Here is a 22161-nt window from a genome sequence, read left to right on the forward strand (position 1 = left end):
CGGTACTGCGGCGGCGCGGGCGGTGCGGGGTACGCGCGCACCTGCGGGGCGGGTCGCGCCTGCTGCGGCGGCGCCTGCTGCGCCGCACCGTAGGACGGACGGTAGGGCTGCACGGGCGGCCGCGGGGGCACCGTCGGGCGGCGGACGCCCGAGGCGATGCGGTACTGCCCCGTGGTGCCGCGGACGGGCGCGGGTCGCGGCGCGGACGGAGGGGGCGGCACGGGCATCCACCCGCCGGGCCGGGGAGCGTTCGGCTGCGGCGGGCGGACGGGCCGCTGCAGCCCGTAGCCACCCCGCGGATCCTGCGGATTCCCCACAGCCACTCCCCCTCGTTCACCCCGTGCCTTCGGTTACTGTACCGAGGCATGTGGGAGGACACGGGGAACGAGCGGCGGACGGCCTTCGCGGCAGCCGCAGCGACGCTGATCGCACTGCTGGCGACGCTGCTCGGGGCCGCACCGGCGGCCGCCGACCCGAACGACGTGACGGTGGACAACACCCTGGAGCTGCGCGAGGACGGATCGCTCGCGGTGACCACCGTGATCACCGCGCCGGCGGGGCGCGCGGTGGCGCAGCGGCTGCCGCTGTCCGTGCCGGTGGAGAACAACCGCACGCAGCACTTCACCGTCTCGGACACCAAGGCCGAGAACGGCACCGCCACCGCCGCCGACGGTGCCCTGCAGGTGTCGGCGCCGGGAGGCCGGACGACGGTCACCTACGTCGTGCGCGGCACGGTGTCGGACGGCCCGGACCTGCAGCAGTTCACCTGGCCGGTGGCAGCGGGGTACACCGCCGACATCGCGACGATGACGGCCTCCTTCACCGCGCCCACCCCGCAGCCCGACTCCCCGCTGTGCGGCGTGGGGCAGGTCGGCGAACGCCGGATGTGCACCCTCACCCAGACCGACGCGAGTGGCCGGGTCAGCATGCAGCAGAACGGACTTCCGCAGGGGAAGATCGCCGTTTTCACCACACTGCTCCCCGCCGGGACGGTCACGGCGGACGCGCGGTTCAGCACCACGGAGGCCACCGCGGGCTCGCAGCGCAGCACGGGTGGCCTCGTCGTGCTCTCGATCGCGACGGTGCTGGCACTCGCCGCGATCGGGTACGCGGTGCTGCGGCGCCGCGCCGACGCCGCGGCCGCCGGGTCCGCGGGCCCGACCGCGGATCCGGTGGTGCCCAGCGGTTCCGGCACCGTATTCGCCTCCCCCGACGGCGTGCTGCCCGGGCAGGTCGGCGCGCTGCTCGACGCGCGCGTGGCGCCGTCGGACATCGGCGCGACGGTGCTCGACCTCGCGGTCCGCGGCTACCTCTGGATCGCCGAACTGCCGGGCGGGGATTTCCAGATCTCGCGCCGCGCACCGCTCGACGGTGCGGTGACCGCCGCGGAGCGCGCGGTGGTCGACGCCGTGCTGCCGGGCGGCGCGGAGACCACCACGACCTCGGAGCTGGCGGGCGGCGCCCGTCGGGTGGAGTTCGCCGCCGCCCGAGCCGCGATCCGCGCCGAGGTCGCCGAGCGCGGCTGGGTCCGCGGGAAGTCGTGGGCGCCGTGGGCTTTCGCTCTCGCAGGAGTCGGCGCGGCCGCTGCCCTGGTGTGCGCGTTCATGGGCTCCGGCGTGCTGTACGCGCTCGCCGTGCTGGTACTCGCGCTCGGCCTGGCCGCGGCGCTGTTGGCGCTTCCTGGCCGCACGGTGGCGGGTAGCAGGCTCGCGGCCGGCGTCGGGGGCATGCGCGCGTATCTGATCTCGGAGAACGTCGCGAGCCGGCAAGCCACGGAGCGCAGCATCCTGTTCGAGCGCGCCATTCCGTACGCGCACGCGTTCGGCGACCTGCGCGCGTGGCTGGGCACCTGGGGCGGCACCGCCACAGCTCCCCTGGACTGGTACCGATCGGCGCACGGTCCGGTATCCGGTCTCGCGACGCTCAGTGCGCTCCTCGACGGCATCGCCGCGCAGGCCGCGGCCTCGGAACGCGCGGACGAGCGGGACTGACCATGGGGCGGCTCACCGACCGGCGCCGAGTGCTGGCGATCGCCGCGGACGGATCCGCAGTGCGTCGCGAGGACGAGCTCATCGTCGAGGAGCCGCTGGAGCTGCGCATCGGCGGCGAGACGTTCACGGTCACGATGCGCACCCCGGGCCACGACGTGGAGCTGGCGCACGGGCTCCTGCTGGCGGAGGGCATGATCGGCGCCGCCGACGGCGTGCTGGCCGCCCGCTTCTGCTCCCCCGATCCGGAGAATCAGTACAACACCCTCGACGTCACGCTGCGTGACGGGACGGCGCCGATCGCGTTGCGCCGCAACCTGGCCGCGACCTCGTCGTGCGGGGTGTGCGGCAAGGAATCGGCGGACGCGGTGCGCTCGACGACCAGGTTCCCGCTCTCCCCCGACGACGGGGTGCAGGTGTCCGCGGCGACCGTCGCCGAACTGCCGGACGCGCTGCGGAAGCGGCAGAAGCTGTTCGACCGCACGGGCGGGGTGCACGCGGCGGGCCTGTTCCGCGCCGACGGGACGTTCCTGGCCGCGCGCGAGGACATCGGGCGGCACAACGCCGTGGACAAGCTGCTGGGCTGGGCCCTCATGGCTGGGCACGTGCCGCTGCGGAACACGGTCCTGGTGCTGTCGGGCCGCGTCTCGTTCGAGCTGGCGCAGAAGGCGATCATGGCGGGGGTGCCGGTGGTGGCCGCGGTGTCCGCGCCGTCGTCGCTCGCCGTCTCCCTCGCCGTCGAGGCGGGCCTCACTATCACGGGATTCGTCCGCGGCGGGCGGATGAACGTCTACACCCATCCGGGCCGGATCGTCCTGCCGGACTAATGGGAGTGCCGTCGGATCGCCGTCAGGTCGACATCGACCGCGCCGCCCGGACGAGTTCGTCGGCGTATCCCTTCCGGTCCTCAGCGGAGACCTCGGCACGAAGAACTCCCAGCTGGAGTTCGTACTCCGCGCGACCATCGCGGAATACGGGTGCGGTCGCGTAGCTGATCGGGCCCGAATCGCGGGCTTCGAGTTCGTCGTCCGTGTAGACCCCCGAGGTCAGGTCTCCGATCTGGCGCACCGTCTGAGCTCGCAGCTCCGGCATGAGCCGATCCGGTTCGATGGCACCCAAGAGGTCGATGAGCACCTCCATCCGGTCGGCGTGCTCGATGTGCGGGCGGAAGGCCGCATAGCCGTGCACCCGGACGGAGCGCAACAGCGATCGCGCCGGTCTCGGTCGCGCTGCGAGCCAGGCCTCCTGTTCATCGACGGTCCTCCACGGCATCACCGCTGCTCCCGCGGGGTACCTGATCGGAATCACCGAACCGATCTCGAAACCGGGCAGCGGACGTTCAACGGCGTGACGCTTGGCCACCACCGTGAAGGTCGCCGTGCCGACCCGGCTGACCGTGGCTCCACACCCGGTGGCCGCCACCAGATCCTGCAGGGGCACCGCGAAGCCGTCGTGATCCACCGTGCGCGGGACGGGTATGCCGGCGCCGGCACGGTACCGCCGCTCCGCATCGCGGGTGACCCACCCCGCCGCGTCCAGCTCGGCGAGGATCGCGGTGAGCGTGGCGCGCGGCAGTCCCAGTTCGCGCGCCAGCTGCGCAGTGGTCCGCGGCCGGTCGGACTCCACGAGCCGGGTCACGACCTGGACGACGCGTCGCGTCGGCGGGGAGGGGGTCATCGTCTCTTCCGTTCCGACGATTGAACGAGGGCTCGGCGCGACCCCCTTGCGGCGGTGCGGCACCGCCGTTATCGTAGCGCGACTATTCGACGGGTAGTCATCGAGTATTCGACGTTCAGGAGACGCAGATGATCCTCGACAGATTTCGACTCGACGGATCGGTCGCGATCGTGACCGGTGCCGGGCGCGGCCTGGGCGCCGCGGTAGCCCGCGCCCTCGCCGAAGCCGGCGCCGACGTCCTGATCGCGGCCCGGACCCGGTCCGACCTCGACGCGGTCGCCGCGGACGTCCGCGCCGCGGGCGGGCGGGCGGCGACGGTCGATGTCGATCTCTCCGAAGCGGATCCGGCCGACCTCGTACAGCACGCGGTGGACTCGTTCGGCCGACTCGACGTCGTCGTCAACAACGTCGGCGGCGCGCTGCCGAAACCGCTGCTCGACACCACTGCCGACGAGATGAACGAGGCCTTCGCGTTCAACGTGGGAACAGCGCACCGACTGACCGTGGCCGCAGTGCCCCACCTCCTGAAGCAGCCGGGCTCCTCGATCGTCAACATCTCGTCCGCCATGGGGCGACTGCCGGGCCGCGCGTTCGCCGCATACGGAACGGCCAAAGCGGCGCTCGCGCACTACACGCGCCTCGCAGCCGCGGACCTGTGCCCCGCGATCCGCGTGAACGCCATCGCTCCGGGAGCGATCCTCACATCGGCCCTCGAACTCGTCGCATCCGACGAGGGCCTGCGTCACCAGCTCGAATCCGCGACGCCGCTCCGTCGAATCGGTGCTCCCGAGGACGTGGCGGCCGCGGCCGTGTTTCTCGCGTCGAGGGCCGGCTCCTACATCACCGGCAAGGTCATCGAAGTCGACGGCGGCCTGGTCGCCCCGAACCTGGAGATCCCCTTGCCCGACCTGGCGTACTCCGGAGGGACGGAACAGTGAACTCGACACGCGATACCGACCGATACGCCGGCCGCCGGGTGCTGGTGACCGGTGCGGGCTCAGGAATCGGACAGGCCACGACACTACGGATTCTCGCCGAGGGAGGCACGGTGATCGCCGCCGACGTCAGCGAGAACGGACTCGGAGCAACCGAATCCGCCGCCGGGGATCCGGGCGCGCAGAGGTTGCAGACGCTCAGACTCGACGTGGGCGACGAGGCCTCGGTCGCCGAGGCGATCGCATCCGTACTCCGCGAGAGCGACCGCCTCGACAATCTCGTCAACGCGGCGGGCATCCTCCGTTCGGGACACACCGAATCGTTCTCCGTCGACGAGTTCGACCACGTCGTGCGCACCAACCTGCGTGGAACGTTCCTCGTGACACGGGAATGTCTCCCGGCCCTGCGGCGTGGGGTACAGCCGGCCGTCGTCAACTTCAGCTCCACGTCCGCTGCGTTCGCGCACCCCTACATGGCCGCCTACGCCGCGTCGAAGGGCGGCATCCAAGCCATGACCCACGCGCTCGCGCTGGAGTACAGCAAGGACGGGATCCGGTTCAACTCGGTACAACCCGGTTCCATCGCCTCGGGGATGACTGACGGGAGTGGCGTCGCCGGAAGCAACAGGGGCCCGGGCCTTCCCGCCGACAGCGACGTCACGCTGTTCACCAAGCTCACCCCCGCGCTGGTGCAGGAGGGAGGCGGTGGATTCGCCGACCCGTCCGCGGCCGCCGCAGTCGTCGCGTTCCTCGGCAGTAGCGACGCACGGTTCATCACCGGCACCGAGATCCGCGTCGACGGCGGAACACACATGTGAGAGAGGACCGGCATTGACCACCGAGACCCGCGACGCCGTCGAGGCGATCCACCGCCTGAAGTACGCGTACCTGCGTGCCGTGGACACGAAGAACTGGCCGCTCCTGACCGCGACACTGGCCGACGATGCGATCGGCAGGTACGGGCACGACCTCGCCACGGGCGAGCCGATAGTGCTCTCCTCGCGCGACTCGATCATCGAGTACCTCCGCGGCTCGCTGACCGACGAGATCATCACGGAACACCGGGTGACCCACCCCGTCATCGACGTCGACGGCGACACGGCGACGGGCAGTTGGTACCTCCAGGACCGGGTGATCTGCGCCGCCGCGGACTTCATGCTCATCGGCAGTGCGTTCTACACCGACCGATACCTGCGCACGCCCGAGGGATGGCGGATCGCCGAGACGGGCTACGAGCGCACCTACCACGCCACGATGTCCACCCGCGCACTCGCGTTCGACGTGAGGCCCGGCGCCCCGGTCTCGACCGGTCCCCGGCCTGAGCAGGACGACGGACGCGGTCCGCGGCCGGCCTGACCGCTCCTCCCGACAGCACGAAACCCCGGACCGACGGTCCGGGGTTTCGGCAGAACCTGTGGGTTACGCGCTCTTCTCGCGGCGCTCGTCGCGGGAGCGCTTGCGGGGAACGATGGTGGGCAGCACGTTGTCGCGCACCGTCTCCCCCGTGACGACGACCTTCTCCACGTCGTCCCGCGACGGGATGTCGAACATCACCGGGTTGAGGACCTCCTCCATGATGGCGCGGAGGCCGCGAGCACCGGTGCCGCGGAGGATGGCCTGGTCCGCGATCGCGCCCAGGGCGTCGTCGTCGAACTCCAGCTCCACGCCGTCCATGTCGAACAGGCGCTGGTACTGCTTGACCAGGGCGTTCTTCGGCTCGGAGAGGATCGAGACGAGGGACTCCTTGTCCAGGTTGGACACGGAGGCGATGACGGGCAGGCGACCGATGAACTCGGGGATCAGGCCGAACTTGATGAGGTCCTCGGGCAGCACGTCCGCGAAGTGGTCGGTGGTGTCCACCTCCGCCTTGGAGCGCACCTCGTTGCCGAAGCCCAGGCCGCGCTTGCCGACCCGCTCGCCCACGACCTTCTCCAGGCCCGCGAAGGCACCTGCCACGATGAACAGCACGTTCGTCGTGTCGATCTGGATGAACTCCTGGTGCGGGTGCTTGCGGCCGCCCTGCGGGGGCACGGAGGCCTGGGTGCCCTCGAGGATCTTCAGCAGCGCCTGCTGCACGCCCTCACCGGACACGTCCCGCGTGATCGACGGGTTCTCGCTCTTGCGGGCGATCTTGTCGACCTCGTCGATGTAGATGATGCCGGTCTCGGCGCGCTTGACGTCGTAGTCGGCGGCCTGGATCAGCTTGAGGAGGATGTTCTCCACGTCCTCGCCCACGTAGCCGGCCTCGGTGAGGGCCGTGGCGTCGGCGATGGCGAACGGCACGTTGAGCATCTTCGCCAGCGTCTGCGCGAGGTACGTCTTGCCGCAGCCGGTGGGGCCCAGCATGAGGATGTTGGACTTGGCCAGCTCCACGCTCTCGCCGCGGGCGTCCTTGCGCTCGCCGGCCTGGATGCGCTTGTAGTGGTTGTAGACGGCCACCGCGAGGTTGCGCTTCGCGGAGTCCTGGCCGATCACGTAGTTGTCCAGGAAGTCGCGGATCTCCACGGGCTTGGGCAGCTCGTCGAGCTTCACATCGCTGGACTCGGCGAGTTCCTCTTCGATGATCTCGTTGCAGAGATCGATGCACTCGTCGCAGATGTACACACCGGGGCCTGCGATCAGCTTCTTAACCTGCTTCTGGCTCTTCCCGCAGAAAGAGCACTTCAGCAGGTCTGCGCCGTCCCCGATCCGTGCCATGCCTTGTGTCCTACTTCCGTTGCCGTGGGCCCGTCCGCTGAACCAGAGAGTGCGGGCGTTTCCTGTTTACGACGGTACCCGCGATGCGGTGTCGCGGCGACCGATATGAATAGCTTGCTGCAGGTGGCTCCGGGGGCCACGGAACCCGCTCACGCGGCGTGTCGCGACCCCCGGAATGCCTGCTGCGCGGACGATCTACTGCTCGGACGCCTTGCGGTACGGGAAAACGGTGTCGATGATCCCGTACTCCTTGGCCTGCTCGGCCGTGAGGATGTTGTCGCGGTCGGTGTCCTTGCGGATGGTCTCGACGGACTGCCCGGTGTGCTCGGCGAGGATCTCGTCGAGCCGGTTGCGCACTCGCTCCATCTCCTTGGCCTGGATCTCCAGATCGGAGACCTGGCCGCGGAACGCGCCGCCGGTGCGCGGCTGGTGGATCAGCACCGTCGAGTTGGGCAGCGCGGCGCGCTTGCCCTTGGTGCCGCCCGCCAGCAGGACCGCCGCGGCGGACGCCGCGGTGCCCAGGACCACGGTCGCCACGTCGCAGTGCACGTAGCGCATCGTGTCGTAGACGCCCAGGGCGTCGTACAGGCTGCCGCCGGGCGAGTTGATGTACATCGTGATGTCGCGGTCCGGGTCCATCGACTCGAGCACGAGGATCTGCGACATCACGTTGTTCGCGGTGGCCTCGTTGATCTCCGTGTCGAGGAAGATGATGCGCTCCTCGAACAGCTTGGTGATCGGGCTCTGCACGCGCTCGCCGTTGGCCGTGCGCTCGATGTACTGCGGGATGTGCCGCGCGATCGGGCGGGGCTGATCGGAGTAGCCGAAGCCGCCGGAGTAGCCGTAGGTGGGGTATTCGTACATTCTCGTTCTATCCCTCTCGCTACTAGACCGCGCTCGCGCGGCTGACGACGTGGTCGACGAAGCCGTATTCCTTGGCCTCGTCGGCGGTGAACCAGTTGTCGCGGTCGGCGTCGGCCTCGATGCGCTCGATCGGCTGGCCGGTGAACTCGGCGTTGAGCCGGTTCATCTCCTTCTTGGTCTTGGAGAACAGCTCCGCCTGGATGGCGATGTCCGCCGCGGTGCCGCCGATGCCCGCCGAGGGCTGGTGCATCATGATCCGCGCGTGCGGAAGCGCGTAGCGCTTGCCGCTCGTTCCCGCCGCGAGGAGGAACTGCCCCATCGACGCGGCCATGCCCATCGCGTACGTCGCGACGTCGCAGTTGACGAACTGCATGGTGTCGAAGATCGCCATGCCGGCCGAGATGCTACCGCCGGGCGAGTTGATGTAGAGGCTGATGTCCTTGTTCGGGTCCTCCGCGGAGAGCAGGAGCATCTGCGCGCAGAGCTGGTTCGCGATGTCGTCGTCGACCTCACTGCCGAGGAAGATGATCCGCGACTCGAGGAGGCGGTTGTACACCGAATCATTGAGGTTCAGACCGGCGATCCCGGTCCGCATCGTGGGGTTGGAGGTCATCCGCTGCTCCCTGCCTTTCTTTGCTGTCATCGACACTAACGAACAGGATCGGGCGAACCGTCCCCCGGCACGCCCGGCTCCGCTGAGGGCAGAAAACCCCGCAGCCGATCACGACTGCGGGGTCTTCGCGCGGGCTTACTTCTCGTCGGCCTCGTCGGTCGACGCGTCGGCGGCGGCCTCCGCCGGGGCCTCGTCGGCCTCGTCCTCGTCCTCGCGGTCGAACAGGGCCTTGGTGTCGACGGTGTTGCCGTCGGTGTCCACGACCTTGACCTCCTGGACGACGTCCGCGAGGCCCTTGCCCCGTCGGACCTCCTGGAACAGGGCGGGCAGCTGACCGGCCTGCTGGACCTGCTGGATGAACTCCTGCGGCTGCATGCCGTAGCGCTGCGACTGGAACAGGATGTGCTCCTGCAGCTCCTGCTGGTCGACCTGGACGTCCTGCGCGTCGGCGATGGCGTCCAGCAGCAGCTGGACCTTGACCTGCTTCTCGGCCGACTCGCGGGCCTGGGTCTCGAACTCCTCGCGGGTGGTGCCCTGCGCCTTGAGGGCCGTCTCGAGGAGTTCCTCGTTGTGGCCCACCTGGTGCAGCACGTCGTGCACGTTGGAATCGGCCTGCTCCTTGACCACGGCCTCGGGCAGCGGGACCTCGACGCTCTCGAGCAGCTTCTCCAGGACGGCGTCGCGGATGTCCGCGGCCTGGCCCAGGCGCTTGTTCTGCTCGACGTTGCCGCGCAGGTCCTCGCGGAGCTCGTCGACGGTGTCGAACTCGCTGGCCAGCTGGGCGAAGTCGTCGTCGAGCTCGGGCAGCTCGCGCTCCTTGACGGAACCGACGGTGACGGTGACCTCGGCCTCCTTGCCGGCGTGCTCACCGGCGACGAGGGTGGTCGGGAAGGTCTTGGACCCGCCGGCCTCGAGACCCACGACGGCCTCGTCGAGTCCGTCGATGAGGTTGCCGGAACCGACCTCGTGCGAGAGGCCGGAGGTCTTGGCGTCCTCGACGTCCTCGCCGTCGACGGTGGCCGACAGGTCGATGGTGATGAAGTCGCCCTCCTGGACGGCGCGCTCGACACCCTTGAGAGTGCCGAAGCGGGCGCGGAGGCCCTCGACCTGCTCGTCGACGTCGGCGTCGGTCACCTCGAGGCTCGGGACCTCGACCTCGATGTCCGAGTACGCGGGCAGCGTGATCTCGGGGCGCACGTCGACCTCGGCCTTGAAGGAGAAGGTCTCGCCGTACTCGAGCTTGTCGATGTCGATCTCCGGCTGGCCGAGCGCCTTGATCTCGGAGTCGAGCACGGCCTGGCTGTACTTGCCGGGCAGAGCATCGTTGATCACCTGCGACAGGACCGCGTCGCGGCCGACGCGCGCCTCGATCAGCTTCGCGGGGGCCTTGCCCTTGCGGAAGCCGGGGATGTTCACCTGCTGCGCGAGCGTCTCGTAGGCGCGATCGAAATCGGGCGCGAGCTCGTCGAAGGGAACCTCGACGCTCAGGCGGACGCGAGTCGGGCTCAGCTGCTCGACGGTGCTCTTCACTCGTTCTCCTCGTGGTTGTGATCGGCAGGTGGAGCCGCTCGATGTCGCGGCGACCTGCGGGCAGCACGAGACCCCGTCGGGCCTTCGGCACTCGGACCAGCGTAACCGACGGTGCGCCGCCCCCACCTCGACGGGTGGGGCGGCGGAGGACGCCGCGATCGGCGATGATCACAGGCATGGTCGTCATCGGTCTCGTCTGCGCCGTCGTGGCAGCGCTCGTGCACTGCTTCATCTTCTATCTGGAGTCGATCGCGTGGACCTCGCCGCGGGCGCGCACGACGTTCGGCACCACCGAGGACACGGCGGAGATCACCCGCTCCCTCGCGTTCAACCAGGGGTTCTACAACCTGTTCCTGGCGATCGCGGTGTTCGCGGGCGTGGCGGTCTTCGGCTGCTGCCGCGCGGTGGGCGCGACGCTGGTGTTCACGGGCGCCGGATCGATGCTGGCGGCGGCGCTGGTTCTGCTGCTCTCGGACCGATCGAAGGCCCGCGCCGCGACGGTCCAGGGCTCCGCACCGCTCCTGGCCGTGCTCTTCCTCGCGATCGGTGTGGCGTCCTAGGCTCGATCCATGACCGTCCAGCTGCGCGCGATGGAACGCACCGACCTCCGCTTCGTGCACGGACTCTTCAACGATCGCGCGGTGATGTCGTACTGGTTCGAGGAGCCCTTCGAGGCACTGGCCGAGATGGAGAACATCTACGAGCGGCACATTCACGACGAGCGCGAGCGCAGGTTCATCATCGAGTTCGAGGGCTTTCCGGTGGGCCTGGTGGAGCTGGTCGAGATCAACTTCGTGCACCGGAACTGCGAGTTCCAGATCATCGTGGCACCGTCGGCGCAGGGCCGCGGGTACGCGGGCACGGCCACACGCAAGGCGCTCGACTACGCGTTCCGCATCCTCAACCTGCACAAGGTGTACCTGTTCGTGGACGTCGCGAACGAGCGGGCCGGGCACGTCTACGAGAAGTTGGGGTTCATCCAGGAGGGGCTGCTCCGGGACGAGTTCTTCTCCAACGGCGGCTACCGGGACGCGCGCCTGATGGCGATCTTCCAGAAGGACTTCCTGGCGTCCGACGTGTTCACCGCGGACTGACCTCCGGCGACGGCCGCTCCCGCCCCGCGATCCGGCGATGCGCGCGCAAAACCACCGAGCGCAACGGTGTGACCGGTGACACACTCCGGTCATGAGGCCGCACATCCGAGATTTCCACGACGACGACCTGGACACGATCGTGCGCATGTGGGAGGCCGCGTACCACCGCGGCACTCCCCCGGTGTACTCGATGGCGGAGGTGATCGCGTCGTGCCAGCAGGATCACGCGATGGTGGCGACGGAGGCCGACAGGGTGGTCGCGGTCGCGGTGGCACGGGCGGCGCACGCGCAAGGCTGGATCGTGTTCTTCGACGTGGCGCCGGATACCGACGGCCGAGTGGCCGGAATGCTGCTCGACGCGCTCGAACGGCGGATGGCCCCGCTCGGCCTCGGCAAGCTGTCCGTCCTCACCGCGGGGGACGACGATGCGTCGTCCGCGTTGTCGGAGAACGGTTTCGAGATCCGGGACCCCGTCCGCTACCTGGAGCGGCCGATGCCGGTGCAGCGCCGGGAGTTGGATCTGCTCAAGGAGGTCGGCGGGCGCCTGCTCCCCCGGCACCTGTGGGACCGGGTGAGCGGGATGCGCCGGGAGAAGGAGATGCTCGAACAACGCCTCGTGACGCCGCTGGCGAAGCCGGCGATGGCAGAACGGTTCGGCGTCATGCCGCCGCACGCGGTGATGCTGTTCGGCCCGCCCGGCACCGGGAAGACCACGTTCGCGAAGGCCGTCGCGTCCCGACTCGACTGGCCGTTCGTGGAGCTGTTCCCGTCCCGGCTCGCGGACTCGCCCGGCGGACTGGCGGGCGCACTGCGGTCGGCGTTCGAATCCATCGCGGCCCTGGAGCACGCGGTCGTGTTCATCGACGAGGTGGAGGAGATCGCCTCGCATCGCCGCGGTGATCCCCCGTCGCCCACGCAGGGCGTGACCAACGAGCTGCTCAAGCAGGTCGCCGAGTTCCGCGATCAGGAGGGCCGACTCCTGGTGTGCGCCACGAACTTCGTGCGCGCGCTGGACGAGGCGTTCCTGCGGCACGGACGGTTCGACTACGTGATGCCGATCGGGCTGCCGGACGGCGAAGCACGCGCGGCCATCTGGCGGCGCTACATCCCGGACACGGTGATCGGCTCGGTGGACCTGGCGGAGCTCGCCGAGGCCAGCGACGGGATGACGCCGGCGGATATCGAGTACGCCGCGCGCCGGGCATCGCAGGACGCCCTCGCCCGCGCGCTCGACGCCGGGACGGAGGACGGCGGCGACCTCGGTACCGACGATTATCTGACCGCGCTCGCCGCGACGCGGGCGACGGTCTCCGCCGACGTGGCCTCCGAGTTCTCCGAGGACATCGAGACCTACGCCCGGCTGTGACCGCGATCCGGTCGGCGGAGCGCTGAGAGCGGACGCAGGATTCACGGCGAGCGCAACGGGTGACGCGCCGCCCGGCGGCGCCTACCTTCCGATCGGTGAGTACCGCCACCGTCGAACCCGTTCCCGCCGCCCACGGCCCGGACCGCACGCAGCTGCGCCGGGTGATCGCTGCGTCCCTGCTGGGTACCACGGTGGAGTGGTACGACTTCTTCCTCTACTCCACCGCTGCGTCACTGGTGTTCAACAAGCTGTTCTTCCCCGACACCAGCTCGTTCGTGGGCACCATGCTGAGCTTCGTGACGTTCGCCGTTGGATTCGTGATGCGGCCCGTCGGCGGGTTGGTGTTCGGCCACATCGGTGACCGGATCGGCCGCCGCCGGACCCTGGCGCTGACGATGGTCCTCATGGGCGTGGCGACGGCACTGATGGGTGCGCTGCCGACGGCGGCGCAGGTGGGACTGCTGGCCCCGATCCTGCTGCTGCTCCTGCGAATCCTGCAGGGGTTCGCCCTCGGCGGCGAGTGGGCGGGCGCCGTACTGCTCGCGGTCGAACACGCGCCGGAGGGGCGCAAGGGCCGGTTCGGGGCCGTCCCGCAGGTGGGGCTCGCGCTCGGCCTGGGGCTCGGAACGGCCGTGTTCGCGCTCCTGCAAACGGTTTTCGACGATGACCAGTTCCTCCGGTTCGGCTGGCGGATCGCGTTCGCGGTCTCGATCGTGCTGGTGATCATCGGTGTGGTGGTGCGCCTCGCGGTGGACGAGACGCCGGCGTTCGTCGCGGCGCGGCGCACGCTCGACACCACCCGTGCTCCCCTGCGCCAGCTCCTGTCGGATGCCACGTTGCGCCGCAACACGATCGCGGGATGCCTCGCGCGGTGGGCCGAGGGCAGCGCGTTCAACACGTGGGGCGTCTTCGCGATCACCTACGCAACGGCGACACTCGCCATGAACAAGGTGGACGTGCTGCTGGCGGTCACGGCGGCCGCCCTGGTGATGGCGGTGGTGATCCCGTTCGCCGGTGCCCTGGTGGACCGGTACGGAGCGGGGCTGATCTACGGGATCGGCGTCAGCCTCTACGGCCTGGCGGTGTTCCCCGTGTTCGCGTTGTTCGGAACGGCGTCGATCGTGTGGTTCACGGTAGGTCTCATCGTGGTGTTCGGCCTGATCCACGGGGTCTTCTACGCGGCGCAGGGCACGTTCTTCGCGAGTCTGTTCCCCACCGAGGTGCGGTACACCGGACTGTCGGTGGTCTACCAGTTCTCGGGCATCTACGCCTCGGGACTCACTCCCCTCATCCTCACCGCGCTCATCCACGGGGCCGACGGTGCGCCGTGGACCGCGGCCGCGTACCTGGTCGCGACGGCTCTGATCTCCCTGGCGGCGACGGCGTGGATCCGCCGGGTGACCGGCTTCCCCTGAAGGTGAGGAAGCGATTCCTGTACGCGCTCTTCGCGATCGACGTCGTCATGGCGGTCGCCTCGAAGACCGTCGAGTACACCGGCGTCCTCGAAGGGCACCGGGTGGCGAACGATCTGCTGACCGGAGTGATGTTCTCGATCTCCATCGAGTTGTTCGGCGCCGCCACCGTGGCGTTCCTGCTGGAGTTGGTGTTCGAGAAGCGGATTCAGCGCAATCAAGCACTGGTGAGGTCCCTGATGGCGAGCGCGGCGCGGAACGGGGATCGCGGCGACTGACGCGGTCGTGCCCTTCCCCCTCTCAATCTACAGCTCACCCCGGGGCTTGCCGCAAGGCCCGGGGTGTGCGGCAGAATCCTTCGCCTGAGCCGGGGACCTGCGCATTCGCGCAGCCGGTCGGGCTCGGAGCGGCGAAAGGCGGATGGATGGGCGACTACGTACTCGGCTTCGACGAGGTCGATCGGACACGGATCGGAGAAGTCGGCGGCAAGGGCGCGCACCTGGGCGAGCTGTCGCGGATCGAGGGCGTAGACGTGCCTGCCGGATTCTGCGTGACCACCGGAGCCTTCGAGCGGGCGGTGAGTGGAGCACCGTCGGTCGCCGACCTCCTGAGGGAGCAGGAAGGGCTCGGCCCCGGAAATCGGGACGCGGTCCGCGCATGGAGCGCGGAGCTGCGCCGGGCCGTCGAGGCCGCGCCGGTGCCGGACGAGGTGGCCGCGGAAATAGCGGACGCGCTCGCCGGCCTGGGGACGGGCACCGCCTGCGCGGTGCGCTCGAGCGCGACGGCCGAGGATCTCCCGGGCGCGTCGTTCGCCGGCCAGCAGGACACGTACCTCAACGTCACCGGCGCGGACGCGGTGCTCGCCCACATCCGACGGTGCTGGGCCTCGATGTTCAGCGACCGCGCGGTGGCGTACCGGGAACGGAACGGCTTCCGCCACGATCGTGTCCGCATGGCCGTCGTGGTGCAGCGCATGGTGTTTCCGGACGCCTCCGGCGTGGTCTTCACGGCCGATCCGGTCACGTCGAACCGGCGGGTCGCATCGGTGGAGGCGACCTACGGCCTCGGCGAGGCGCTAGTGTCGGGTCTGGTGAACACGGACCGCTACGCCGTGCGCGACGGGGAGGTCGTCGCGTCGTCGATCGCGGACAAGACGGTCGCATTGGACGCGGCCCCGGGGGGCGGCACGCGCGAGCGGGCGGTCCGCCCGGACGAGCAGCGGCGCGCGGTTCTCACCGACGACGAGGCGGTGCGCCTGGTCGCGCTGGCGCGGCGCATCGAGGAGCATTTCGGCCGGCCGCAGGACGTCGAATGGTGCCTCAGCGCAGGCGCGTTCCAGATCGTCCAGAGCCGGCCGATCACCACGCTGTTCCCCGTGCCGGAGACCGACGACGGCGACAACCACGTGTTCCTGTCCGTGGGGCACCAGCAGATGATGACCGACGCGATGACTCCGCTCGGCATCTCGTTCTGGCAACTGACCACGTTCAAGCCGATGCGCGAGGCGGGCGGGCGGCTGTTCGTGGACGCGACGCCGATGCTCGCGAAGGCGGAGACCCGCGCTCAGTTCCTCACGTTGTCTGCCACGCAGGACCCGCTCACGGCGGACGCGCTGAACACCGTGCTCGGGCGCGACGGCTTCCTGCCCGCACCGCGCGAGGACGACGACGTCCCGCCGGTACCGGGCGGTTCTCCGGTCACGATCGAGACCGATCCCGCGATACCGGCCGCGCTCATCGAACGGGTCGAGAAGTCCATCGCCGCAGCGGAGTCCGCGATCGCCGGGAAATCCGGGCCGGAGCTGTTCGAGTTCCTCCTCGCGGATGTCGTGGAGTGCCGGGCGCGGCTGTTCGACCCGGAGAGCACGCCGGCGATCATGGCCGGAATGCAGGCGGCGTGGTGGCTCAACGACAACCTGCAGGAGTGGCTGGGCGAGCGGAATCCGGCGGATACTCTCTCGCTCTCCGTGCCCAACAACGTGACCGCCGAGATGGGGCTGGCGCTGCTCGACGTCGCGGACGCCGTCCGGCCGCATCCCGAGGTGATCGCCCACCTCGACCGCGCCACCGGCGACGGATTCCTCGACGAATTGTCCTCCCTCCCCGGCGGTACGGAAGCGCGCGACGCGATCGTCGGGTACCTGGATCGTTACGGGATGCGGTGCGTGGGCGAGATCGACATCACCCGGCCGCGGTGGGCCGAGCACCCCACCGCCGTGCTGCCGATGATCCTCTCGAACGTGCGGAACTTCGAGCACGGCGCCGGCGCGCGGCGGTTCGAGGAGGGCCGGCGCGAGGCGGAGGAGAAGGAACAGGACATACTGCGGCGCCTCCGATCCCAGCCGGACGGCGAACAGCGGGCGACGGAGACGGCGCGGATGATCGAGCGCCTCAGGACCTTCGCCGGGTATCGCGAGTTCCCCAAGTTCGGGATGATCAGCCGGTACTGGGTGTACAAGAAGGCGCTGCTGGCGGAGGCGGAACGCCTGGTACGAGACGGCGCGATCGATGCGGTCGAGGACGCCTACTTCCTGCGGATCCAGGAGCTGCAGGAAGTCGCCCGCACCGGGGTGGCCGATCGTGAACTGATCCGCCGGCGGCGCGAGGAGTTCGCCGGGTTCCAGAGGCTGACCCCGCCGCGGGTCCTCACCTCCGACGGCGAGGCCCTCTCCGGCAGCTATCGTCGCGACGACGTGCCCGACGGTGCCCTCGTGGGCCTGCCCGTCTCCCCCGGCGTCGTCGAGGGCCGGGCGCGCGTGATCCTGGACGTCGCGGACGCCGAGCTGGACCCCGGCGACATCCTGGTGACCGCGTACACCGACCCCAGTTGGTCTCCCTTGTTCGTCGCCATCGGCGGATTGGTCACCGAGGTGGGCGGCCAGATGACGCACGGAGCCGTGATCGCCCGTGAGTACGGCCTCCCCGCCGTTGTCGGGGTCGCCGACGCCACCCGCGTGATCGAGGATGGGTGGACCATCCGCATCGACGGCACCGACGGCACGGTCGAGATCCTCGGCTAGGACGAAGTCTCGGCCGCGTCCACGGTCTGGGACAGCAACACCGCGATCGTCATCGGACCCACGCCACCGGGCACCGGGGTGAATGCGCCCGCGACGTCATGGACTTCGGGCGCAACATCCCCCGGCGTGAATCCCGCGTCGACCACGGTGGCGCCTGGCTTGATCATGTCTCCGGTGATCAGCCCGGGCCTCCCCGCGGCGGCGATCACGATGTCGGCTCGACGTGTGTGCGCGCCGAGGTCGACCGTTCGGGAGTGGCAGACCGTGACCGTCGCATCGCGCTGCGTCAGCATCGCTGCGAGTGGTTTGCCGAGGATCGAGGAACGGCCGACGACAGCCACGTCGGCGCCCGCCATGGCGATCGCGTAATGATCGATGAGCCGCACGATCCCGGCCGGCGTGCAGCTGCGGTGACCGGGCCGTCCCAGGGCGGCCGCGGCGAAGGAAGCCGCGCTCGTTCCGTCGACGTCCTTCTGAATCGGCACCGCGTCGAACGCGCGTCGTTCGTCGATCTGTGGGGGCAGCGGATGCTGGAGCAGGATGCCGTGAACCCGGGGGTCCGCACCGAGTTCGCCCAGGACGGCGACGAGTTCGTCGGTCCCCGTCTCGGCCGACAGGTGCACGTGACGCGACGCCAATCCGTATTGTGCGCAGCGTCGTTGCTTCATCTGAACGTACTTGGCGGAACCGGGATCGTCTCCGACGAGGACGGTGGCGAGCGTCGGGGTCATGGAGAGGACCGCGGCCCGCGCGGCGGTCTGCCGGTTGATTTCGGCGGCGAGGTCGGTTCCGGACAACGATATCGGTGACATGCGTGCCTCCTGGGACGACTGCCCAGGCGCGCGGCTCGGATACTCCGGTGGGCCGCTCCCCGCAGGTGCTCCTGCTCAGCGCCAGTCACGACCAAGCGCCAGAATACCGGCCGCGCCCCTGAGCCGACAGGTCGATAGGTCCGCAGAGGTCATTGCCGCCCGGCGCACCGATACATGCGCGCGGGCACTCCGTCCGGCTGTACTCGCATCTCGCCTGTCGCCTCGTAGCGCCACCGCGCACCGTCGGCCATCGTCACGTCGAACGACTCCGGTCCTGCGACGCCGAGGATCGCACCGTCCATCGGCCCGCCGTCGGCGACGGCGGGCGGCGGAGGGTCCGGGTAGGTCACGAGTCGAGTAGACCGCATGCGGCCTCGCGAAGGGCGTCGTTCGTCGCGGAACTCCCCAAACCCAACCTGCCTCAGCTGAATACAGTTCATCGACAGCGCACGCGCGCGGCCCTTCCGGGTACCTGATCGCGGACCGCCCGAAACCCCTCGACCGACCGCCGATCGTCCCCCAAGCCGGCCGTCGGCACAGCATGCGCACTACACGACGAGAGGCCGATCGGGCGGCTGCGAACCAGCCCGGATACCGCAAAGTAATCGCAGGTCACACGGTTTTTGCACATGTACGACAACCATCCTCCGGTTGGCTTGGTGCATGTCTGTTTTGGGCGTAACCTCCCGCCCCATGAAGAAGCTGTTTGTGACTGGCATCACACTCGGTCTGGCCGTGACCGGGACTCCCCTCACTCACGCCACCCCACCGACTCGGCCGCCCACCGGCGACACCGTTCTCGCGCAGCTCGACGAGTTGCCGGTGAAGGGTCGCGCGCCCAAGACGGGATACGAGCGCTCGGCGTTCGGACAGGCGTGGTCCGACGACGTGACGGTCGCCGGCGGGCACAACGGCTGCGACACGCGGAACGACATCCTTCGTCGCGACCTGACTGCGGTCGTGGTGAAGCCCGGCACCCGGAACTGCGTGGTGCTCGCGGGAACTCTCGCCGATCCCTATACCGGTATGTCGATCGAGTTCCGGCGAGGAGCATCGACCAGTTCGAGAGTGCAGATCGACCACGTCGTAGCCCTGTCGGACGCATGGCAGAAGGGTGCCCAGCAGTGGGACGGGCAGAGGCGCGCGGACTTCGCCAACGATCCACGCAATCTCCTGGCGGTGGACGGCACATCGAATCAGCGGAAGGGCGACGGCGACGCCGCAACCTGGCTCCCGCCGAACAAGAGCTTCCGCTGCGATTACGTGTCGAAACAGGTCTCGGTCAAACGGACCTACGGACTGTGGGTCACGCAGGCGGAGAAGGACGCGATGACGCGGATCCTCTCGTCGTGCGCGACGCCCGGGACGACCGCCCCATCGGCACCGACCGCTCCGACGACGCGGCCGGCCACGCCGGCACCCCGGCAGGCCGTGCCCACGACGACAGCACCGCCGCGGACGTCGACGTACGCGAACTGTGCGCAGGCGCGCGCGGCGGGCGCCGCACCTCTGTACCGCGGCCAGCCGGGCTACAGCGCCAAACTCGACCGAGACGGCGACGGCGTCGCCTGCGAGAGGTGATCGATCATGCAACCTTCAGGGAATCCCGATCAGCCAGGCCCGTACCCGCCGCCCCCGACCACACCGCGTAGGGCCCCGCGGCACATCGCGCTACGGGTCGTCGGCTGGGTGCTCATCGCCTTCGGGGTCTTGGGAGCCCTGGGGGCACTCGTGTCCGGCGACGGTGCCGGCGGAAAGGTGGGCGGGTTCCTCATCGGGCTCGCGATCGCCGGACTCGGGGCGCTCCTCGTATGGCCGATCAACTGGAAGGTCGGCGTGCCCGCGGCAGTCGTCGCACTGTTCCTCGGCGGCGCGGTCAGTCCCGACGAGCCTGAAACCGCCCCTGTCGTCTCGCCCGCGAGTTCCACTGTGTCGACCTCGACGGTCACGGTGACCTCAACGATGAGTAGCACCCCGGCGTCGAGCAGTACCACCAGTACGAGTACGCCCGCGACGACCACGACGACACGGGTGACCACCGTGCCGCCCACGACGACGACCGTGAATCCCCCACCGCGAGTGGCGGAGACGGATACGCGAACCCCTGTTCCGACTCCCCCACGGATGGCACCGACGACCGAATACACGACGCCGGCCGCCCCGGCGCCGTCGCTGGGCGGCTACGAGAGTTGTGCCGAAGCCCGGCGGGCCGGCGCCGCCCCGCTCTCTCCGGGCAGTCCCGGATGGAATCCGAAGCTCGACCGCGATAACGACGGAATCGCTTGCGAGTGAAGGACTTCGATTCTTCCGCCCCTCGAGCCACCTCAGGTGACAGGCTGAGGAACTGAATCAGGGGGCGGCCAAGAGGAAGTCACCGCCCGCGATCGCGCGCTGCACGGCGTGTAGCGAGTCCTCGGCGGCATGGCCCGTCGTGTCGATGACGTGCTTCTCCAGACCGCCGAGGTCGGAGAACTGCTTCCACAGCGCCACGATCGGCCCCTCGTCGACGAGGTCGTCGGGCCCCGAGCGCCCCTGCGCGCGTCGCAGCGTCTCCTCCAGGCCGGTGCGCAGCACCACGTAGTGCAGGCGGGTACCGGCGGCGATCCCGCCCGGCCCGAGGAAGTGGTGCAGCATCCACGGACCGATGAATCCGTCGACCACGGTGAGATACCCGCCCGAGGCGTAGGTCCGTGCCGCGCCCTCGATCACGCGCAGCACGGTCTGGTTCTGCGGGTCGGACTCCGGTAGGTACGGCGCGATCGCGCCGGAGACGATGTTGTGCCAGAAGTCGTCCGTGTGCAGGTGCACCGACTTCGGATACGTCGCGGCGAGTGCCCTGGCCGTTGTCGACTTCCCCGTCCCCGCGGGTCCGGCCAGAATGATGACGTCGGCGCTCATGCTTCCCACCGTACTGACGACCTGCGGGGATGCCGCCGCCGCACAGCCGGCCGAGCACCGGCACCAAGTCGGGATGACAGGATTGGTTCATGAGCAGTCGAGGGAGAAGGATCCGTATACGCCGTGCTCAGACGGTGGACCTGCCCCCGGGGGTGGCACGGCTGGCGCCTCAGTACCGGAATCGGATCCGCCGCGCTGAGTGGCCGAAGTCCGCCGCCCGGCGCCCCGGCGACACCCGGTTTCACGGCCTCGCCGACGCCCCAGAATTGTGTTTCGAGTCGATAACCTACGATTTCTACAAACACAATGACCATCTGCACTACAGAACCCTGATGATCGAGAACCTTATCCACCCGCAACCTATCCCATTCAAGCCTCCGCTGATTGAATTCGCTGGAACGCCAGACAAGAAAGGGAACCCTTTCACCTGGAACTGGCAGAAGTTACACCACGCCTTCAGCCTTCCAGATCCGAAAAAATTTCCGGCGGTACCGTCCCTCAGCAACTCCGATCGGGCACTGCTGCGCCGTTATGTGGACACATGCGAGGCGTTGGCCACCTACTCGGCTTTTTCGTTTGTTGCAACAATGGAGTTCGTGGAATACGCACACGATCCTGGCGTCGTAAGGTTCCGGACCGATTCTGCGACTCGACAGAGCCTCGTGGCGGCGGCCACAACATTTCGGCAAGTTCACGCACGAAAGGAAGATGGATGCTTTCTTAACGCCTGCACGGCGATCAACAAACACCTCGGGGACTCACCCGATGGAAAAGTGGTCGGGCGATGGCAGGAGACTCGGGCGCGTCTCATGAATGAGACCATCCAGACAATTCTGCATAGAATGGTGGTGCCCAGCGCCGATCCCGATGCCCACCGAAATTTCGGGTTCGTCAACCCTGAGAAACTGATCAACACTTTCCTCTACGGTGACTTCATCCACCAGGAGACCAAGTACGAGGAGGCTTACGCCGAGTTCACACGGACCCCAGAGATCCGCGATCTGTATCTGTACGCGCTGCAGATGTCGATGGCTTCGCTCGCTCACCTCTACTTTGGGTTCGCCGTGTTGGCGAAACGCGCGATGCACGACGAGTGAATCGTTGCGGATGGGTTTCGGATGGGCGAGACAGTGAAAGACCCGGCTCTCCTACTGGAAAACCGGGCCTGACCTGTTTTTGTCGGGATGACAGGATTTGAACCTGCGACCCTCTGCTCCCAAAGCAGATGCGCTACCAAGCTGCGCCACATCCCGCGA

The 22161-nt window shown here is 68.9% G+C and carries 22 protein-coding genes, 1 tRNA gene and 1 pseudogene; 14 read left to right on the top strand and 10 right to left on the bottom strand.

Annotation, left to right across the window (positions count from 1 at the left end):
- Positions 1–317 (bottom strand): annotated as a pseudogene (locus tag BN39_RS23555) (hypothetical protein); the annotation flags it as partial.
- A gap of 48 nt (positions 318–365) precedes the next feature.
- Between BN39_RS23555 and BN39_RS16920 the strand changes: the two are divergent.
- On the top strand, positions 366–1991 hold the full coding sequence (locus BN39_RS16920; protein WP_019203631.1) for a DUF2207 domain-containing protein: 1626 nt from the start codon (positions 366–368) through the stop codon (positions 1989–1991).
- Positions 1992–1993: 2 nt separating this feature from the next.
- Complete coding sequence (fdhD, locus tag BN39_RS16925; RefSeq protein ID WP_019203632.1) at positions 1994–2815, top strand: formate dehydrogenase accessory sulfurtransferase FdhD; 822 nt, start codon at positions 1994–1996, stop codon at positions 2813–2815.
- A gap of 22 nt (positions 2816–2837) precedes the next feature.
- Here fdhD and BN39_RS16930 read toward each other — a convergent pair whose 3' ends face one another.
- A complete protein-coding gene (locus BN39_RS16930) occupies positions 2838–3665 on the bottom strand; it encodes a MarR family transcriptional regulator (RefSeq protein WP_019203633.1) in 828 nt (275 codons plus the stop codon).
- A 128-nt stretch (positions 3666–3793) separates the two neighbouring features.
- Between BN39_RS16930 and BN39_RS16935 the strand changes: the two genes are divergently transcribed.
- From BN39_RS16935 to BN39_RS16945, 3 genes are read left to right on the top strand one after another with little or no spacing between them, the layout of a single operon-like run.
- Positions 3794–4603, top strand: a complete 810-nt coding sequence (locus BN39_RS16935; protein WP_019203634.1) for an SDR family oxidoreductase — start codon at positions 3794–3796, stop codon at positions 4601–4603.
- The gene (locus tag BN39_RS16940; RefSeq protein ID WP_019203635.1) at positions 4600–5418 is read left to right on the top strand and encodes an SDR family NAD(P)-dependent oxidoreductase; all 819 of its coding nucleotides are present in this window, start codon (positions 4600–4602) and stop codon (positions 5416–5418) included. Before BN39_RS16935 ends, BN39_RS16940 begins: the two co-directional genes overlap by 4 nt.
- Before the next feature lie 13 nt (positions 5419–5431).
- The gene (locus BN39_RS16945) at positions 5432–5956 is read left to right on the top strand and encodes a nuclear transport factor 2 family protein (RefSeq protein ID WP_019203636.1); all 525 of its coding nucleotides are present in this window, start codon (positions 5432–5434) and stop codon (positions 5954–5956) included.
- Positions 5957–6019: 63 nt separating this feature from the next.
- Here the strand turns inward: BN39_RS16945 and clpX are convergent, their stop codons facing one another.
- The 4 genes from clpX to tig all read right to left on the bottom strand — a co-directional run bounded on the left by clpX (position 6020) and on the right by tig (position 10304).
- The gene (clpX, locus tag BN39_RS16950) at positions 6020–7297 is read right to left on the bottom strand and encodes an ATP-dependent Clp protease ATP-binding subunit ClpX (protein ID WP_019203637.1); all 1278 of its coding nucleotides are present in this window, start codon (positions 7295–7297) and stop codon (positions 6020–6022) included.
- 195 nt (positions 7298–7492) lie between these two features.
- Positions 7493–8161: an ATP-dependent Clp protease proteolytic subunit gene (locus BN39_RS16955; RefSeq protein ID WP_019203638.1), complete on the bottom strand. Its 669-nt coding sequence runs from the start codon at positions 8159–8161 to the stop codon at positions 7493–7495.
- 22 nt (positions 8162–8183) lie between these two features.
- On the bottom strand, positions 8184–8804 hold the full coding sequence (locus tag BN39_RS16960) for an ATP-dependent Clp protease proteolytic subunit (protein WP_305808013.1): 621 nt from the start codon (positions 8802–8804) through the stop codon (positions 8184–8186).
- Between the two features lie 105 nt (positions 8805–8909).
- A complete protein-coding gene (gene tig / locus BN39_RS16965) occupies positions 8910–10304 on the bottom strand; it encodes a trigger factor (RefSeq protein ID WP_019203640.1) in 1395 nt (464 codons plus the stop codon).
- A gap of 176 nt (positions 10305–10480) precedes the next feature.
- On the opposite strand from tig, the gene BN39_RS16970 reads away from it, so the two are divergent.
- From BN39_RS16970 to rph, 6 genes are all read left to right on the top strand, one after another.
- Positions 10481–10864, top strand: a complete 384-nt coding sequence (locus tag BN39_RS16970; protein ID WP_019203641.1) for a DUF1304 domain-containing protein — start codon at positions 10481–10483, stop codon at positions 10862–10864.
- A 9-nt stretch (positions 10865–10873) separates the two neighbouring features.
- Complete coding sequence (speG, locus tag BN39_RS16975) at positions 10874–11398, top strand: spermidine N1-acetyltransferase (RefSeq protein ID WP_019203642.1); 525 nt, start codon at positions 10874–10876, stop codon at positions 11396–11398.
- A gap of 91 nt (positions 11399–11489) precedes the next feature.
- A complete protein-coding gene (locus tag BN39_RS16980) occupies positions 11490–12764 on the top strand; it encodes an ATP-binding protein (protein WP_019203643.1) in 1275 nt (424 codons plus the stop codon).
- A 95-nt stretch (positions 12765–12859) separates the two neighbouring features.
- The gene (locus BN39_RS16985) at positions 12860–14179 is read left to right on the top strand and encodes an MFS transporter (protein WP_019203644.1); all 1320 of its coding nucleotides are present in this window, start codon (positions 12860–12862) and stop codon (positions 14177–14179) included.
- A 2-nt stretch (positions 14180–14181) separates the two neighbouring features.
- Entirely contained in the window at positions 14182–14454 is a 273-nt protein-coding gene (locus BN39_RS16990; RefSeq protein WP_148281519.1) for a hypothetical protein, read from the top strand.
- A gap of 146 nt (positions 14455–14600) precedes the next feature.
- On the top strand, positions 14601–17195 hold the full coding sequence (gene rph / locus BN39_RS16995) for a rifamycin-inactivating phosphotransferase (protein ID WP_019203646.1): 2595 nt from the start codon (positions 14601–14603) through the stop codon (positions 17193–17195).
- On the opposite strand, the gene BN39_RS17000 is transcribed toward rph, so the two are convergent.
- On the bottom strand, positions 17192–17992 hold the full coding sequence (locus BN39_RS17000) for a bifunctional 5,10-methylenetetrahydrofolate dehydrogenase/5,10-methenyltetrahydrofolate cyclohydrolase (RefSeq protein ID WP_019203647.1): 801 nt from the start codon (positions 17990–17992) through the stop codon (positions 17192–17194). The genes rph and BN39_RS17000 overlap by 4 nt on opposite strands.
- Before the next feature lie 164 nt (positions 17993–18156).
- Complete coding sequence (locus tag BN39_RS17005; protein WP_019203648.1) at positions 18157–18357, bottom strand: hypothetical protein; 201 nt, start codon at positions 18355–18357, stop codon at positions 18157–18159.
- Positions 18358–18700: 343 nt separating this feature from the next.
- On the opposite strand from BN39_RS17005, the gene BN39_RS17010 reads away from it, so the two are divergent.
- On the top strand, positions 18701–19588 hold the full coding sequence (locus tag BN39_RS17010) for a DUF1524 domain-containing protein (RefSeq protein ID WP_019203649.1): 888 nt from the start codon (positions 18701–18703) through the stop codon (positions 19586–19588).
- Between the two features lie 108 nt (positions 19589–19696).
- On the top strand, positions 19697–20299 hold the full coding sequence (locus BN39_RS23915) for an excalibur calcium-binding domain-containing protein (RefSeq protein WP_237741710.1): 603 nt from the start codon (positions 19697–19699) through the stop codon (positions 20297–20299).
- A 57-nt stretch (positions 20300–20356) separates the two neighbouring features.
- On the opposite strand, the gene BN39_RS17020 is transcribed toward BN39_RS23915, so the two are convergent.
- The gene (locus tag BN39_RS17020) at positions 20357–20905 is read right to left on the bottom strand and encodes an AAA family ATPase (protein ID WP_019203651.1); all 549 of its coding nucleotides are present in this window, start codon (positions 20903–20905) and stop codon (positions 20357–20359) included.
- A gap of 134 nt (positions 20906–21039) precedes the next feature.
- On the opposite strand from BN39_RS17020, the gene BN39_RS23280 reads away from it, so the two are divergent.
- Positions 21040–22002, top strand: a complete 963-nt coding sequence (locus tag BN39_RS23280) for a hypothetical protein (protein ID WP_148281520.1) — start codon at positions 21040–21042, stop codon at positions 22000–22002.
- An 82-nt stretch (positions 22003–22084) separates the two neighbouring features.
- Here the strand turns inward: BN39_RS23280 and BN39_RS17030 are convergent.
- Positions 22085–22158: transfer RNA gene (locus BN39_RS17030), tRNA-Pro, on the bottom strand.
- Positions 22159–22161: the final 3 nt, after the last annotated feature.

Source organism: Tsukamurella sp. 1534 (assembly GCF_000312385.1).
Taxonomy (GTDB): Bacteria; Actinomycetota; Actinomycetes; order Mycobacteriales; family Mycobacteriaceae; genus Tsukamurella.

What these genes read in the sequence shown, in the direction of transcription:
- BN39_RS16920 (WP_019203631.1), top strand. Translation starts at nt 366, where the DNA reads ATGTGGGAGGACACGGGGAACGAGCGGCGGACGGCCTTCGCGGCAGCC.
- BN39_RS17020 (WP_019203651.1), bottom strand. Translation starts at nt 20,905, where the DNA reads ATGAGCGCCGACGTCATCATTCTGGCCGGACCCGCGGGGACGGGGAAG.
- BN39_RS16935 (WP_019203634.1), top strand. Translation starts at nt 3,794, where the DNA reads ATGATCCTCGACAGATTTCGACTCGACGGATCGGTCGCGATCGTGACC.
- speG (WP_019203642.1), top strand. Translation starts at nt 10,874, where the DNA reads ATGACCGTCCAGCTGCGCGCGATGGAACGCACCGACCTCCGCTTCGTG.
- fdhD (WP_019203632.1), top strand. Translation starts at nt 1,994, where the DNA reads ATGGGGCGGCTCACCGACCGGCGCCGAGTGCTGGCGATCGCCGCGGAC.
- BN39_RS16960 (WP_305808013.1), bottom strand. Translation starts at nt 8,804, where the DNA reads ATGACAGCAAAGAAAGGCAGGGAGCAGCGGATGACCTCCAACCCCACG.
- BN39_RS16980 (WP_019203643.1), top strand. Translation starts at nt 11,490, where the DNA reads ATGAGGCCGCACATCCGAGATTTCCACGACGACGACCTGGACACGATC.
- rph (WP_019203646.1), top strand. Translation starts at nt 14,601, where the DNA reads ATGGGCGACTACGTACTCGGCTTCGACGAGGTCGATCGGACACGGATC.
- BN39_RS16930 (WP_019203633.1), bottom strand. Translation starts at nt 3,665, where the DNA reads ATGACCCCCTCCCCGCCGACGCGACGCGTCGTCCAGGTCGTGACCCGG.
- BN39_RS16955 (WP_019203638.1), bottom strand. Translation starts at nt 8,161, where the DNA reads ATGTACGAATACCCCACCTACGGCTACTCCGGCGGCTTCGGCTACTCC.
- BN39_RS17010 (WP_019203649.1), top strand. Translation starts at nt 18,701, where the DNA reads ATGAAGAAGCTGTTTGTGACTGGCATCACACTCGGTCTGGCCGTGACC.
- clpX (WP_019203637.1), bottom strand. Translation starts at nt 7,297, where the DNA reads ATGGCACGGATCGGGGACGGCGCAGACCTGCTGAAGTGCTCTTTCTGC.
- BN39_RS16970 (WP_019203641.1), top strand. Translation starts at nt 10,481, where the DNA reads ATGGTCGTCATCGGTCTCGTCTGCGCCGTCGTGGCAGCGCTCGTGCAC.